16 protein-coding genes and 2 pseudogenes are annotated in these 14371 nt (G+C 68.3%); 10 read left to right on the forward strand and 8 right to left on the reverse strand.

Annotated elements, in window-relative coordinates; translation table 11 throughout:
- The first annotated feature begins 623 nt into the window (after positions 1-623).
- Both AB0D53_RS40065 and AB0D53_RS40070 read left to right on the forward strand, forming a co-directional pair.
- Positions 624-800 (forward strand): hypothetical protein, encoded by a 177-nt coding sequence (locus AB0D53_RS40065; protein ID WP_362454295.1) that lies wholly within the window; start codon positions 624-626, stop codon positions 798-800.
- On the forward strand, positions 793-1929 hold the full coding sequence (locus AB0D53_RS40070) for a sigma factor-like helix-turn-helix DNA-binding protein (RefSeq protein ID WP_362454296.1): 1137 nt from the start codon (positions 793-795) through the stop codon (positions 1927-1929). Before AB0D53_RS40065 ends, AB0D53_RS40070 begins: the two co-directional genes overlap by 8 nt.
- A 354-nt stretch (positions 1930-2283) precedes the next feature.
- On the opposite strand, the gene AB0D53_RS40075 is transcribed toward AB0D53_RS40070, so the two are convergent.
- Positions 2284-2736: a DUF5707 domain-containing protein gene (locus tag AB0D53_RS40075; RefSeq protein WP_362454297.1), complete on the reverse strand. Its 453-nt coding sequence runs from the start codon at positions 2734-2736 to the stop codon at positions 2284-2286.
- Positions 2737-3084: 348 nt separating this feature from the next.
- Here AB0D53_RS40075 and AB0D53_RS40080 point away from each other — a divergent pair.
- Together AB0D53_RS40080 and AB0D53_RS40085 are read left to right on the forward strand one after the other, a co-directional pair.
- Positions 3085-3477 (forward strand): annotated as a pseudogene (locus AB0D53_RS40080) (SMI1/KNR4 family protein); the annotation flags it as partial.
- 509 nt (positions 3478-3986) lie between these two features.
- Complete coding sequence (locus AB0D53_RS40085) at positions 3987-4451, forward strand: hypothetical protein (protein ID WP_362454298.1); 465 nt, start codon at positions 3987-3989, stop codon at positions 4449-4451.
- A gap of 1146 nt (positions 4452-5597) precedes the next feature.
- Here the strand turns inward: AB0D53_RS40085 and AB0D53_RS40090 are convergent.
- On the reverse strand, positions 5598-5726 hold the full coding sequence (locus AB0D53_RS40090) for a hypothetical protein (protein WP_362454299.1): 129 nt from the start codon (positions 5724-5726) through the stop codon (positions 5598-5600).
- A 50-nt stretch (positions 5727-5776) separates the two neighbouring features.
- Positions 5777-6238 carry a hypothetical protein gene (locus AB0D53_RS40095; protein ID WP_362454311.1) on the reverse strand — a complete coding sequence of 154 codons (462 nt, stop codon included), beginning with the start codon at positions 6236-6238 and terminating at the stop codon, positions 5777-5779.
- Between the two features lie 569 nt (positions 6239-6807).
- Here AB0D53_RS40095 and AB0D53_RS40100 point away from each other — a divergent pair.
- From AB0D53_RS40100 to AB0D53_RS40120, 5 genes are all read left to right on the forward strand, one after another.
- Positions 6808-7452 (forward strand): hypothetical protein, encoded by a 645-nt coding sequence (locus AB0D53_RS40100; RefSeq protein ID WP_362454300.1) that lies wholly within the window; start codon positions 6808-6810, stop codon positions 7450-7452.
- A gap of 725 nt (positions 7453-8177) precedes the next feature.
- Positions 8178-8588, forward strand: coding sequence for a hypothetical protein (locus AB0D53_RS40105; RefSeq protein ID WP_362454301.1), 411 nt, complete (start codon positions 8178-8180; stop codon positions 8586-8588).
- Positions 8589-8752: 164 nt separating this feature from the next.
- A complete protein-coding gene (locus tag AB0D53_RS40110) occupies positions 8753-9169 on the forward strand; it encodes an SsgA family sporulation/cell division regulator (RefSeq protein WP_362454302.1) in 417 nt (138 codons plus the stop codon).
- Between the two features lie 183 nt (positions 9170-9352).
- On the forward strand, positions 9353-10438 hold the full coding sequence (locus tag AB0D53_RS40115) for a hypothetical protein (protein WP_362454303.1): 1086 nt from the start codon (positions 9353-9355) through the stop codon (positions 10436-10438).
- 251 nt (positions 10439-10689) lie between these two features.
- Positions 10690-11235, forward strand: a complete 546-nt coding sequence (locus tag AB0D53_RS40120; protein ID WP_362454304.1) for a DoxX family protein — start codon at positions 10690-10692, stop codon at positions 11233-11235.
- Here the strand turns inward: AB0D53_RS40120 and AB0D53_RS40125 are convergent.
- The 5 genes from AB0D53_RS40125 to AB0D53_RS40145 form a co-directional block, all read right to left on the reverse strand.
- Positions 11222-11347 (reverse strand): hypothetical protein, encoded by a 126-nt coding sequence (locus AB0D53_RS40125; protein ID WP_362454305.1) that lies wholly within the window; start codon positions 11345-11347, stop codon positions 11222-11224. The two genes, AB0D53_RS40120 and AB0D53_RS40125, sit on opposite strands and share 14 nt — an antisense overlap.
- A gap of 148 nt (positions 11348-11495) precedes the next feature.
- Positions 11496-11894 carry a DUF1877 domain-containing protein gene (locus AB0D53_RS40130; protein ID WP_362454306.1) on the reverse strand — a complete coding sequence of 133 codons (399 nt, stop codon included), beginning with the start codon at positions 11892-11894 and terminating at the stop codon, positions 11496-11498.
- Positions 11866-12609 carry a dienelactone hydrolase family protein gene (locus tag AB0D53_RS40135; protein ID WP_362454307.1) on the reverse strand — a complete coding sequence of 248 codons (744 nt, stop codon included), beginning with the start codon at positions 12607-12609 and terminating at the stop codon, positions 11866-11868. Before AB0D53_RS40135 ends, AB0D53_RS40130 begins: the two co-directional genes overlap by 29 nt.
- Positions 12610-12730: 121 nt before the next feature.
- On the reverse strand, positions 12731-13492 hold the full coding sequence (locus tag AB0D53_RS40140) for an IS30 family transposase (protein ID WP_362454308.1): 762 nt from the start codon (positions 13490-13492) through the stop codon (positions 12731-12733).
- Complete coding sequence (locus tag AB0D53_RS40145) at positions 13419-13775, reverse strand: helix-turn-helix domain-containing protein (protein ID WP_362454309.1); 357 nt, start codon at positions 13773-13775, stop codon at positions 13419-13421. Before AB0D53_RS40145 ends, AB0D53_RS40140 begins: the two co-directional genes overlap by 74 nt.
- 329 nt (positions 13776-14104) lie before the next feature.
- On the opposite strand from AB0D53_RS40145, the pseudogene AB0D53_RS40150 reads away from it, so the two are divergent.
- Positions 14105-14371 (forward strand): annotated as a pseudogene (locus tag AB0D53_RS40150) (hypothetical protein); the annotation flags it as partial.

Here is a 14371-nt window from a genome sequence, read left to right on the forward strand (position 1 = left end):
AGCTGTCTGTTCCCTGCCAGTGGGTCGAGGCAAGCTCGGTCATGTAATCCATGCAGTGCCGTGGGTGTCAGGAGATCCGCCGTACGTGATGCACTCGGTCTGGGCCCCCTTGGACGCGTCACTCGGAAAGCCGCAGCTTTCGGCCAGAGGGCGGAAGCCGAAGTAGTTCCGGCCTTGGGACCATCTTCGCGGGCGCGGGGCGCTCCCTGTCGAGATGACCAGCTCGAGGCCGAACAAACCACCAAGGATCTCCTCGCATCGTGGGAGGCCAACAAGGCGGCCGCGGAAGAAGCGAAGGCCGAGCCCGATCGGATCGATGAGGAAACCGTCCGGATGGGCCCGGCTTGCCGCACAGCACAGCACTCCCGAACAGGCCGCCGCGTACTGCGACAGCGCTCCATTCCGACCAGCTTCGCTACGGCGCGACGCCTCCGGCCCTGGTGAGCGATTGGGGGCGTCGACTCGTCCAGCACCCCAACACCTATTGCGCTGGCCAAAGTTTCGGCCCCCGGATGTCATCAGAACGACTGGCTCGCGGCTCTTCATAGTGATCGGCCGCTGCGCGTAGAGGATGCACAACGGTCGGACTCGGATTGAGAGGTTGGACTGTGGAGACTTTTGGCATGGTGGCATTGTTGGTTCTTCTGCTGGCCCCGAGCCTGAAGAAGCTGTTGAACAGTGTGGCGTACCGGAACCGGGCGCGCGGGAAAGCCGAGATCATCCGCGCCAAGCGCTCCGCGCAGGTCCACCTCCAGCCGCTACCCGAGTGGAAGAAGGGGAAGGAAAGGTCGAGTGTCTGAGCGCGAGGAAGTGAGCGCTGCGACCCTCGGCACAGTGTTCGAACAGCACCGCCAGGCGATGGCGCGGAAGGCCCGCCGGCTGCTCCAGGACGCCAACGTGCCGGCGTCTGTAGCAGAAGCGGACGATATCGTGAGCAGTGCGTTCACCAAAGCACTGCGAAATCCAGGCGCTGTGCTGCAGCCGGTGCCCTACATGTACGCGTTGATTCGTACCGAAGTCCGCCACCTTGCCATGCGCCGGGCGGAGCACCTACGCCTGGATCAGAAGCGGGTAGCCGACCCGCTCGACTCTCCTGCTCCATACGTCGCCGATTTCAGCACGCTGGTGGAGAACCGAGAGGCGGTGCATCAGGCCATGCTGGAGCTATCGGTCCCTCAGCGCACTGCGGTGTGGGCGACGCATGCCCTCGGGCACACCCGGGCAGAGACCGCAGTGCTGATGGGCAAGCACCCTGGCACCGTGGCTCGGCACACGACACGCGGCATGACCACACTGCGTGCGGCCTTCGCTGCCGTGTTCACCGCGATCCTGTCGGCCATCGGGCTGACGGTCGGCGGTCGACTCCGAGACTCGGCGCCCGTCGGTCGCCCCCATACCGACCCTGCTCTGCCGTCGGCCCAGTGGTGGCCCCTACCCTGGATCCTCGCTCTCAGCGCCATGGGCATCGCAGCCTGCGCCGTGATCATCTCCCGGCTTCTGGCCAGACGAGCGAAGCTCACGCCGCCCCGTACCGAGGAAACGCCGCCGAACATGGTGGTGCTGTGTGCCAGCTGCAACAGGTTGAATCGCACTGGCCACCTGGACCAGGAGCAGCGGCAGGTACTGGGAGCCAAGGCGTGCCACACAAGTGAGGCAGCGCGGCAAGCCGCAGGTTCGGCCTGCCAGCTCTGCGGCCATGGGGGCTCCTTGGCCTCTCCCCTCGACGTTCACCACCTCGTCCCGGTATCACGCGGGGGCAGCGCATCCGGCCGTTTCCACGGGGGTCACGTCATCCGGCGTACCATCCGCGAGCCCAACCCAGTGGACATCAAACCGTCAGGCTCCGGGTCAGACCTCCAAATGGAACAAGGTCCAGATCCTTCTGATGTGGCTGAGCAAGCCTCGACCTCGCGACGCCCCAGCCGGTAGGCGACGGGCCAACTGAGATCTGACACAGCTTCCGCACCATTGCTGGTCACCGCCTGGCTGTGATGCGGGATGAACTCGCCACCCTGCAGACACCGCAGGACCGAGCCCGATGAGCACCTCCTCAACCTGCTTCTGAGAAGGCGCCCATAGGCCCGGACACTCAGAATTCCAGAACCGGCAACGCTTCGTTCCGCTCGGACACCTTCGCTATCGAGGCATTCCTTGCCTGCAGCGGAACGGCAGCTGGGACGATCCCGCTTGCTCCAGTGACAGCGCGGGACCTGCCGGTGCGCAGGAGACGACGTGACTCCTCGTTGCCAAGCGCTGCCGCCTCCGCGCAGCTGCTCCTCCGGGTCACCGGACGGTGAAACCGGCTGCCTCGGTGTCCAAGGCCGTGGTGCCGTCCTGCGCGGTCACCAGGACGGCGACGTGCCAGGCACCGCGCGGGGACGACGCGGCGTCGGCACTGGTGACCTCGGCGGTGTAGGTGCAGCGCATGGCGTCCTGCGCGGAGGGCCTGCAATCGGCCGACTCCACTGCGGCCATGTCCTTGGCGGTCAGACCCTTCTTGGCGAAGGACGAGTTCTGCGGCCAGGCCAGTACCTTCACGCTCTTGACACCGGAGGACGCCGTGACTTCGGTGGCGAAGGCCAGCGCGCCATCACGGTCCCCGTCGGGAGCGGTGTAGCGGGCAGTGCTGTGCATCAGCGCCGGGGCCCGCTCTGCGGCCTGGGCGAAGGCGAAGGCACCGGCACCACCAAGAAGAACGACACTGGTAACAACGGACAGAGCAACACGTCGGGACACGGGATTCTCCGTAACTGTCTCAGCACTGAATCGGGTCGGCGCCGCTCCGATGCGGCGCTGCACCGATGCTCCCCGCGCAAGGATTCGCCGGACATGAGTGCACGTACTCAATCCGACCTGAGTGGTCGGTCAGGGGATTCCGGGGTACGGGCGTGCAGCTCGGCGTGCACGGGGGCGATGGACACCTCCTCGCCGGGCGGGGGGCGTTGCGGCGTGGTCTGCCTCTGCGGCCTTTGTTGCTGTGTTACGCCGAGGTGCAGCGGGTCCTCGATACGTGCGAGCGGTTGAGGGATCGGCTGTTGATGGCCATGATGTTCGAGACAGGCTGCCGGATCGGGCAGGCGCTAGCGGTTCGTCTCCCCGGCCGCGGCCGCCAGCGCGGGCACCCGCGCGGTGGTCGTGTGGAGCGGACTGAGGAACCGGCGCGGGGAACCGTTCTTCCACCTCTCCGTGGCGCAAAACGGTGCCGAGCAGTACGCCTTCACGTACGCGGACGGACAGATCCGCCGAACCGGGGAGATGCCACGGGTACTGGACCCGGGCCGGATTTTCGGCTCCCGGGACGAGGACGGAGAACGGCAGCTGCTGGAGGCCTTGACCGGCGAGTTCGGTGTCCAACTGCCGTGCCACGCGATCACGAACGGACGGCTGCACACCTTCACCACCCGCTCATGGACACGGCCGCCGGGAAACGGGGAGTCGTACGCCGTGATCAGCCTGAACTGGGATGCCGCGCGCTGACGGACAAGGCACCCGCGCCACCACCGCCGTACTGGCATCCCCGATGACCGACTCGTCGGCATCGGGTGTCCGACTCCACTGACATCTCGCTATCCAACGACAGTCACCCCACCCAGTACCGGGCGACAGGAGAACGTCAGTGGCCGACGACATCGGAAGCGCCAGTGGCTCGTACGGAGTCGGACCGGGCGTCCCCCGGGCAGCCGGGCCAGTAGAGATCCTGTCCGAGGGGTACGGCCTTGCGGGCACGCCGATCTCGGTGTGCTCCGCCCGGCCTCCCCGGGAACTGGCTGTGCTGGAGCAGGAGACTCACCTTGTTCTTCTGGGTATGTGCTGGAGACGCGACCCGGGGGGAAACGGTGTTGGCTCTCTTGATTTCGATCGTGGCGGCACTTGTGTCGCTGGGGTCGTTGATCCTTGCGTACACGTCCAGCCGACGGGCGTACATGCCTGTACTCCAGTTCATGTGGGAGAGCGGGCAAGCTGGTGGGGAGCCGAGGTGGTGGCTGGTGAACGTCGGGACCGGCCCCGCGACCAACATCGTGGTGGCCCAGGCTGCACGAACGGGACTCACCCGTGGCCTGGGCCGCGAGCGATGGTTCAACCCCGTGCTGATTCCGTCGATTCCGGCCGGCGACAAGCTGGCTCTGACGTGGCTCGGTGGAACCATGGGCCTGGACTGTGCCCTGGGCGCCAGCTATACGGATGTCGAAAGGCACTTCTACACGACCAAGTGCGGCGATGACGTGTCGATGTTCTTCGTCGGTCTGCATCTGCCGCGGTGGCCGCTGCTGAAATTGGACGGCCAGAAGGTGGTGAAGACCTGGTGGGGTGTGGAAGATCTGGCGGGCCCCCAGTGGTCAACTGTCGATGCGGGGGCCGCACGCCGTCGTTGGTGGCTTCCGCGGCGCTTCGGGATGTGCCGTCGGCTCGGAGGGTGGGGCGATCCCGTCCTTTCCTACCGCCAAACTTGATCAGGTCCGGCTGAACTTCTCCCGGAAGAGCCTGGTCCAGGTGGCTCCAGGGCGGTGTCCGATCCCTGTCAACTGAGCGAGAGCACAGGGGCTTGGGAACTCGTAGGCGTCGACGGGGACCTGCGCAGTGCCTTCTCACACAGCCGCCAGCAGGTCCTCGACCTTGTCGGCAGGGACGCCGGCCGTGATCGGATGAGGGCTACTGCGAGGCGTACGGCTCAGTCCAAGGACGAGGCGGTGGCAGAGGCGCCACGCCACAACTGGCGGACGCGCGCCGCGGCGGTGCTGGGCGGCGGGGCTGCTGTCGACGCGATGGTCACGGCCGCGCTTCCCGGGCCCGACGGACCCGCACCGTCGTGGCCCGGTGGTGATTGGCCGCTGATGCCGGGTCCGCAGGAGATCGCCTCGCAGATCTGGGATCCCGGACACGGGCTGACCGCGGCCCGGAAGGCTGTCACCCACACCCACGTCACGGCCGCCGTCACGCGGACGCTGCCCTACCTGCTGGGCAAGAACCAGCTGGCCGCGCCGACCGACGAGACCCCGTCCGTCGACGGGCATGCAGGGACACATATGACAGCGCCGCCGGCCCGAGCGCCCGAGCCACCGGAAGGGCCTCCCGGACCAAAGCGCTATCCACGACAGCCTCTTCCGGCAGTCTGCCCAGTGCCTTACGAACGGATCACGGCGGCACTGTCACTCGGCGCGGTCACGATCGCGGATCCGCCCAGAGCTACCACTCCGACCCAGCCGGCCCGGCACAGCCCGGACAGCGGGGAGACCACAACGTTCACGCAGCCCGGCGGGCGAACGACACCGGCGCCCGGGCCAGGTCCTCCCCGAGCCCACGGGCCCGGGCCACCAACGGATCCATCGACATGACCTCGATCCTGCCAGCCGAAGCAAGCTGCTGAGCTGGAAATTGACGCGAGGCATCGGCGGCTGTGGCACGGCGACACTCCATCGACGTCGTCGCGGGCGAACCGGATCGACTGAGATCACATGAGACGGACAGATGCAGTCTGTCTCAACGAACCGAGTCCACGCGTCTCACGCAATCCGGTCCACGCAGGTCAGCGTCACGCAGACAACCAACTTCGATGAGACAGGGTTCTGGCTCACTTCCTGTGAGGTGGTAGCTGATCGTCACCTGGCAGATGTCTTCGAGGCGGCCCAGGTACCGACCACTCCTCCCAGGGCCGGACCGGCGCATATCGCGATGGCGGTGGGGACGGAGAGCGAGAGGTCCCAGATGATCAGGGCGGTGATCAGCACACCCAGCCACAGTATTTGCAGCGGTAGTCACCTTGCGCCGTGTACTCCACTCACGCATTGCCGACATCGGTCGCATACGTTCCCTCCCGTGTCCGTCTGCGCTTCGGCACGCATCTTGGCACTCGCGCGACATCCACGGCCAGAACTGGATGTTCGTGATGCTCGGCCAGGTTGTTGTGCGAGGAGGAATCGCTTGCGGAGGACCGCGAAGCCCGGTTGACGTGTCCTTCGACCATGCCTGAGTTCCAGGGCAGGGTGAGGCCGGCGATCACGGCGTCGCGGTCGCCGTCGATGCCTGCGGCGAGGGTGTGGAGGCTGGGCAGGTCGTCCTGGCGGACGATGTCGAGCCATTCGGGGAGTCGTTGGCCTTGGCGGTCGGTGAGCATCTGGGCGAAGGACCGGACGTGACTGGTGAGGGCATCAAGCTCGGGGCAGTTGGCCAGCACGGCCTTGAGCCGTAGCTGCTCGACTTCCGTGAATGTTTCCGGTCGGCTGAGAACCCATCTGGCCACTTGGCCGGACCCACCACCGAACCGACCCCGGAGACGTCCGGCACTTCCGTCCGGGCAGCTGCCCGGACATCCCGGGCCACCCGCTCTCCCGCCTCCGCTCCGCAGGCGCCACCATCGTCCCCGTCCCCGCTGGAGGAGCGGGCGCGGGCGAACGCCGAGGCGGCGATGCCCGAAGTGCGGCGCGAGCTCCCGCTGTGGGCCGGCAACCACCTCCCGGACGGCGCAGGGTGGACCGCACGCGACGGGATCCTGTACGACGGCTACGGCGCACCGACATGGAAGCTGAAGGCATCCGTCGGCGCCCAGAAACAGACACGGATGGAGACGGAGGCGGCCTCGTCCGCCCCGGCCACCACTCCCCCGGAATCCGTCCGAACAGGCCGAACAGGCTGGGCCGATGACCACGATCCTGTGGACCAGTGGTCCACCGACCTCATCGAGCCGGTGGACCTGTCCGAGGCGCTCGAGAGGGTGGAGGAGGCATGGGCCGACGTCGCCCCGCCCGAACTGGGCACCGCCCAGGACCTGCGCGCCGCCCTCGACGACAACCTGCGCACCCTGGAGCAGCAGTGGCGGCGCACCCCGCCCGGCCCACGGACCGCCACCGACCACACCGGTCCGAGCCCCGCAGCCACCGCGCCCGCGCCCGCCTCAGTCAGAACAGCCGACGCCCGGCAGGCGGCAGGCGGCAGGCGGCAGCCACGGTCAACACCGCCCTGCAGGAAGCCGACCGTCATGCTCCGGCGCTCAAGGACCTGCCGGAGTGGCAGCAGCTGCAGACCGTCCGCGGCGCCGCTGCCCATCTGTGGGACGTCATCAAGGAGGAGGCCGGTCCGTACTTGGAGCAGCTGGCCGACGACGTACGCGTCCAATGGTTCTGGCGGACCGTCTCCGTCCGCTCCTGCGAGACCATCGCCCACTGGGCACAGGCCGGCGCCGACCGGCTGCGCAACGGAGCCACACGCCCGGAACTGCCGACCGCCGAAGCACTGCTCAAGCTCTCCGGCGCAGCCCTGGCCTACGGCAGTCCGCTCCGCGAGCGCCCCGGTGCCGACGCCGTGGCCGCCGCCCAGAGCCAGAACCTCGCAGAGATCCGCCGACTGCACAGCACCCTGCGCTCCAACGCCTCGCTCCCGAATGCCACGCGGGACGACGCCGTGGAGGCCTCCGCGCGGTCGCCCGCGGCTTCCAGGCATGGGCGGGCACCGATATGAGCAAGGAGCTCGGCGCTTCCACGCGCGCCGCCGGGTGGCGGAGTTCCGCGAGGCCTGGCAGCAGCTGCCACCCTCGGATCTGCCTACCAGTGCAGGACCGGCGGCCGGCCCCTACGGCGCAGTCGCCGAACAAGCACAGGGAATCATGGCCCGGGCCCAGGCCCAGCCGGGCTGCTTCGCGCCCTCCGACCTGGCCGCCCTGCAAGCGGTGGCCGATCTCGCCGAACACCACGGTGGCCGGCTCGCGGCCACCCTCCCACCGGGCCTCACCGGCCCCACCACCCTGGCCGCAGCCGTCCGGCAGAGCGTTCCATGCCTGCCCCGTGGTGGCGGCCCCGGGACCGGCGGCGGGGTCGCCTCGTCTGTCGGCCTGAGCTCTGAACGCATGGCATGGCCTGCGGTTCCCGAAGCCGGACCGGAGGAGATCTCGCAGAAGTACGCGTACCTCACGCTGACTCAGCCCCGCCTGATTCGGTTGTCCGTCAAAGCGGCTCAAACCCAGTGGCCCCTGGTGAGAAGACCCTCGGCTGCCGCCCCGGAAGCGGCTCGCAACATCGGGTTTCGCGCGAGTATTCCGACGCAACGGCTCTTCGGCGCGTGGTGGACCTCACTCCCCAGAGGTAGTTCATCATTCAACCATTCGGGGTTAGTGTCTTCACTGCCAGCAAGGCAAACACGCACTAACTCGCCCATGTACATCACAGGGTCGAGAAAGAGGGTAAATCATGACAAGCAGCATCATTCGTCGGACTGTCGTCGCAATCGCCTCGACCGCCATCGCCGCAGCCGGACTTCTCGCCGCCGGCGGCACCGCCTCGGCGGCGACACACCCGAGCAGCACCCAGCCGGGCGCCGTATCAACCATCCGGATCACCGACCACCAGGACGGGAACCGGCACATCCACAACGGAGACCGGCACGGCGCACTCGGCGGCCGGGGCAGCGACAGCCGGGGCCACTGGAAGCAGGATCGCGATGGAGGCCGCCACTGGATCCGGCACGATGACCGCCACGGTTACCAGGCGCGAATCGACGAAGAGCGTCGCCAGTGGGTTCTCGACCAGATCCGCTGGACCGAGGACCACGGACACACCTACTGGGGCAGCCTGGAGCACCACGACCGTTCACACCGCTGAGAATCGCGGGCATCAGGGCCATCACCGGCCCGGTCCGCCGCACACCGACGGGCAAGTGACACGGCCCGAATCACATGCGGGCGGGCATCCCAGGACAGCGGGAGCGCCGCAATCAGCGTCACCACAGGCCAGGCGCCGCCCCGGCCCCGACCCAAGACAAAGCCATGATCACTTGCCTCGACGGCATGCTCGACATGGAGCTCGTGTCGCCCCTGGGCACACGGTTCCCGGTACCAGCCCATCTGCTCTACAGGTCGCAGGACCCGCTGGTGGTGGAGTTCCTCTTCCATGACCTCGTCCGAGGCTCCGTCCCCTGGGTCATCTCACGCGAGCTGCTCGCCCGGGGAATGCTGGCACCCAGCGGAGAGGGTGACGTGCGGGTACGGCCCACCGGCACCGGCTCAGGCGCCCTCCTGCACGTTCTCCTGAATTCTCCGAGCGGCTCCGCCCACCTGGTCGCTCCGCTCCCGGCCCTCAAGCACTGGCTGCTGCGCACCTACCAGCTGGTGCCCGCCGCCCAGGAGGCCGAGGCACTGGACCTGGACGGCCACCTCGACCGGTTCCTGAACGGGGCGTCCTGAACCGATCGGACGAGCGGCGCAGCGCCGTCGCGGATGAAGGATGAGGCAGGAGCCGGAAGCATGACAGAACATATCCTTGCACGTGGTCACACCGTCGCTGTGTGGCGGCGGGACGCGGGGCGGTCCTGGTGGCCACCGCGAGTCGTGGGGGCGGGGCGGCCCGGGGCGATACGGTCCGCAGCGGTGCAGCCGGCCGTGGTACGGGCCGTCAAGGTCCTGATCGCGGCCCTCCTGGCCTGGCAGGCCGCTTCGTGGTGGTTGCCGGGAGAGCAGCGGTATCTCGCCGTGGCCACCGCGCTGGCCATGGTCAGTGCCCCCAACGTCTACCGGTCGGTGACGCAGGCGCTGCGCAGCGTGGCCGCCCGGGCGGCCGGGCTGGCGGTGGCCGTGGCCGTCGTGTGGCTGCTGGGCCCGGCCGCGGGGAGTGCCGCCGCCATTCCGGCGATCGCGCTGGTCGTGGCCGGGCGGCGGGGTTCGGACGGCCGTGTGCAGGTCGCCTCGACGGCGGTGCTGGCCCTGGCTGCGGCGACGGCCGTTCCCGTGGGCCATGTGGTCGCGCTGACGCTGGCGGCGTTGACCGGGGCTGTGGTGGGGGTCGCGGTGAACGCCCTTGTCCTGCCGCCCGTACACCTGGGCGCCTCCGGTTCCGCGGTGCGCGGTCTGGCCGCGGCCACGGGCGAGCTGCTGGTCGACATGGGCCGCGGGCTGAGGGGGCGGCAGCACGCCGACCGCGCGGACACCTGGCTGGAAAGGGGCAGGCGCCTGGAGGACCTGGCGGTGCGGGCGCACGAGGACGTCCGTGAGAGCCAGGAGAGCCTGCGCTGGAACACGCGGTGCGTCGCGGTACGCGGACGACGCGAGCCGTCGGGCCACGGCGAGGCCCTGCGCGCTCTGCACCGGATCACGTTCCAGGTCCGCGGCATCGCCCGGACGCTGGCCGACACCGTCGACGACCACCGCCTGGGGCAGATGTTCCTCGACCGCTATGCGGCGACCCTGGAAGCGGCGGGTGAGGCGGTGACGTACTTCGCCGCCCCCGGCCCGGCCGACCGTCCGGCCCGGGACGACGCGCGCGAGCGGCTGCGCCGGGCCATCGACGACGCCGCCCAGTGGCACGCGATGATGACCAGCGAGATCGAGCACGGCACCCTGACCGAGCCCGGCGCCTGGCACGTATACGGATCACTGATGACCGACGCCGAACGCCTGCTCGCCGACCTCGACCGTGCACCCCGCCCGGCCGTGACCCCGCAGATCTCACACCCGTAGACAGGAGCGGTCCCCGACCGCCGGGTCCCGGTCCGACAGGTCCGCTGTCTCCCCTTGCCCGCCGCCCCGATCGGGATCACTCGTGGACGCCCGGGCGCCCGGGCGCCGGGGCAAGGCCGTTGGCTACTCCCGCGGTGCGGTGGCGGCCGATCCCATCCCCGAAATGCTTGAAGCTTCACACATCGACTATTGTGGAGATGCTTGAACTCTCAAGTAAGACTTCTCGTTCTTCCCTGAAGGATCCGTTCAACATGGCTTCCATACTCACCCGTTCCCTCGATTCGCACCCCGGCGTCACCGAGGGCACCTCGCCGCACGCCTACGACGTCGGACTGCTGATCATCCGCATCGCCCTCGGACTGACCGTCGCAGCCCACGGTGCGCAGAAGCTGTTCGGCTGGTTCGGCGGCGGAGGTCTCAAGAGCACCGGCCAGTTCTTCACAATGAGCGGCTACCCCTCGGGTGAGACGATGGCCGCCATCGCCGGACTGAGCGAGGTCCTCGGCGGGCTCGGCCTGGTGCTCGGCCTGCTGACGCCGCTCGCCGGCGCCGCCGTCCTCGGCACCATGATCAACGCCCTCGCCGTCAAGTGGGGCGGCGGCTTCTTCGCTCCGCAGGGCGTCGAGTACGAAGTCCTGCTGGCCGCCGGTGCCGCCGGACTCGCCCTCACCGGGCCGGGCAGGACTGCCATCGACCGATTCCTGCCCGGGCTGCGTGCACACCGGCTTGCTTACGGGGCCGCTGCCGTGGCACTCGCCGTGGTGCTCGCCGGCCTCGTTCTGCTCATCCGCAACTGACCGCCGCCGCTGCCCGCATCGCCTCCTTCAGTCGGACCACCCAGGCGTAACGCGGGTACGGCAGCAGAGCCGACCGCGCGGCGGCGCGGTCGGCGAAATGGATGCGAGTCACGCAGAACGGCGTGCCCGAACCGGGTGGCCGCTGCACGGCCCCGCAGGCTGATTCCTACGGGGCCGTGTGGACGATCGTGAAATTCCCCAGGCGGAAGTTCATGCAATTCCCCAGCTGCTGACGTGAGCCGACGGTGAGGCGATCCGTGTCAGTCCCACCAGAGCACGACGAGATGCTGCCGTTGGGATGCACCACGGTAGAACTCGCGCACGGCGTCGAAGTGCCCAAGCAGGTACTTCTTCGGGCCACCGACGATCTTGTCTGCGCCGTTGCTGCGGATCAAGGCGGCGGCCTCTGTATCGTCTGTCGGCAAGGGGGCCGGAAAGTCGATCTGCCCGAGCAGTTCCGCAACGCGAGCTACTTGAGCCGCTGAGAGAGCCGCTGAGAGAGCCGTGGAGTCCGGCCCGAAGGGGCTGATGGCATGCGGATGCGTGCTGAGGAAGGCGAGGTCGATGGCAGTCTCGCCGTCGAGAGCCTGCCGAAATGCATTCCGATGAACGTCATCGAGACCTCCCGGATCACAAACCCGTTCGCTCAGGAACGGCACCCGGCAGGCACTCGGTGAGCAGAGCGACGACGTCACGCCAGGCTCGCTGTGCGTGCCGTGGGTGGTAACCGACGCCGGGACGCACGGTGTGGTCGACCGGTGGATGGTGGAAGGCGTGAAGGGCTCCCCCGTAAACCACGAGGCGCCAGTCGACACCCGCAGCCTCCATCTCTGCGGTGAACGCGTCCCGTTGGGCGGGCGGCATGATCGGGTCCTGCGACCCGACCCCGGCCCAGACCGGGCAGCGAATGCGCGCCGCCTCGCCCGGTCGGCCCGTGGTGAGCGCGTTGACTGTCCCGATCGCGCGCAGGTTGACGCCATCGCGCCCGAGTTCCAACGCAATGGCGCCCCCCGTGCCGTAGCCGACGGCGGCGATCCGGTCGTGGTCGGTCCGCGGTTCGGTGCGCAGCACGTCGAGCGCCGCGTGGCCGATGCCCCGCATCCGGTCGGGGTCGGCGAGCAGCGGCATGCAACGGGCCAGCATCTCCTCGGGGTCACCCAAATAGCGCCCGCCGTGAAGGTCGAAGGCCAGCGCTACATATCCCAGCTCGGCGAGAGCATCGGCCCTGCGGCGCTCGACGTCGCTGAGCCCCGTGCCCTCTGGTCCGAGCAGCACCGCGGGCCGGCGGTCGGCACCGGCCGGGAGCGCGAGGTGCCCGATCATCGTCAAACCGTCGGCCGGATACTCGACCGTACGCGTCGTAATCGTTGTCATGAGTCTGGACGGTACTGACCGTTGCGCCCGCTCGGGATGGTGTTCACCGATGGCAGACAGCAGTCTGTCCCGACTACAACACCCGGACGCATCGCCCTCCCGTCGGCAAACGATGGCGAGCTCAAGCGGTCAGCGCATCACCGCTGTTCAGAAGGTCAGCGTAGACCTCTGCCGGAGTTCGGTACCCATGGGTCTTGCGCGGACGATGGTTGAGCTCGTGGGCGATGGCGTCCAGGTCGTCCTGGCTGAACGTGCGGAGGTCCGCGCCCTTGGGAAGGTACTGCCGAAGCAGCCGGTTGGTGTTCTCGTTGGTGCCGCGCTGCCACGGGCTCCGCGGCTTGCAGAGGTAGATCGGCATCCCGGTCCGGGCGGTGATGGCTTGGTGCGCGGCGATCTCCCGGCCCCGGTCCCAGGTGAGCGTGCGCCGCAGTTGGGGCGGGATGCCGAGGAGACTCCTGGTGAGGTGCGGAGTGACCTGCTCAGCCTTGATGCCGTCCGGCAGCGCAACGATGGCCGTGTAGCGGCTGGTGCGCTCGACGAGCGTGGCGACCGCCGAGGGCCGGGTGCCCATCACGAGGTCACCCTCCCAATGGCCGGGAACCTTGCGGTTCTCGACCTCGGCGGGGCGGTCCGTGATCGACACCATGCCGCGGATGATCCCCCGCCCGGTGGGCCGACGGGCGATCTTCGGGCGGCGCATCGGCCTGGCTGACCACAGTCGCTGGGTGAGAGTGCAGTCGATCGCCTGGCGTCGGCGAGGGTCGTAGAGCGAGAGGTAGATCGCTTCATGCGAGATCTGCATGGCGGTGTCACCAGGAAACTGCCGGCGCAACCATCCTGCGATCTGCTCGGGCGACCAGCACAGAGCCAGCTTTGCCTCCACCAGGGCGCGCAGAGAAGGCCGTTGGGCAAGCTTTGCCTGCTTTGGGCCAGCGCCCGCTCTCGTAGGCGGCCACATCGGCCGAGGCGGCTCGGTAGCGGTCCCGGCCGCCATTGCGGGCGATCTCGCGGGAGACGGTCGAAGGGGATCGGCCTAGCCGCTTGGCCAGCTGCCGGGCCGATTCCCCGGCGGCGATGCCGCGAGATATCTCCTCTCGCTCGCTGCCGCTCAGATGCCGTTCTGAACGTGCTTGAGGGGCGAGACGGACGCCGCCGCTCTGGTACAAAGCGACGAGCGTGATGCATCGGTGCCCCGAGCGCCCGCCCGATCAAGCTGAACGACTGCCCCTCGCGCAAGCGTCTCCAAATCTCGTCCTGCTGAGCCGGCGAAAACCCGTAGTCACGCACCTGTACCTCCACGATCACGTGATCATCTGTGGGTGGTGCGTTGATCATTTGAGGGTGCCATCGTTTGACGACAGGCGGCTGACGCGTCCAATGAACTTGCGCAATCAGGGGGTCTGAGGCGGCGCGATTCCAATCAGATCCAATGGTGATTGCTGACAGGGATTGACAACAGATAGGGCCCGATCCTTCGTACGGAAGGGGCCCCTTGGTGACGAACCTGGTCTGCAAGCGGGTCTCGACCGACCAGCAGTCGACCGCCCGGCAGAACCTTGTCCTGGACGAGGCGGGGATCGAGGACCCGGTCGTCTTCGAGGAGGACCCGGACACCTCCAGCCGCCCCCACCCCCCTCCAGCGCCCGAGGTTCCGCGAACTGCTCACCTAACGAGCTGGTGCGTGATTGCGGGTGATGTGTTCTTGCTGGTGGGTGACATGATCCGGATGTGGCGATCATGCTCAGTCGGACGGTTCTTACGC

Source organism: Streptomyces sp. NPDC048295 (assembly GCF_040652135.1).
Classification (GTDB): Bacteria; Actinomycetota; Actinomycetes; order Streptomycetales; family Streptomycetaceae; genus Streptomyces.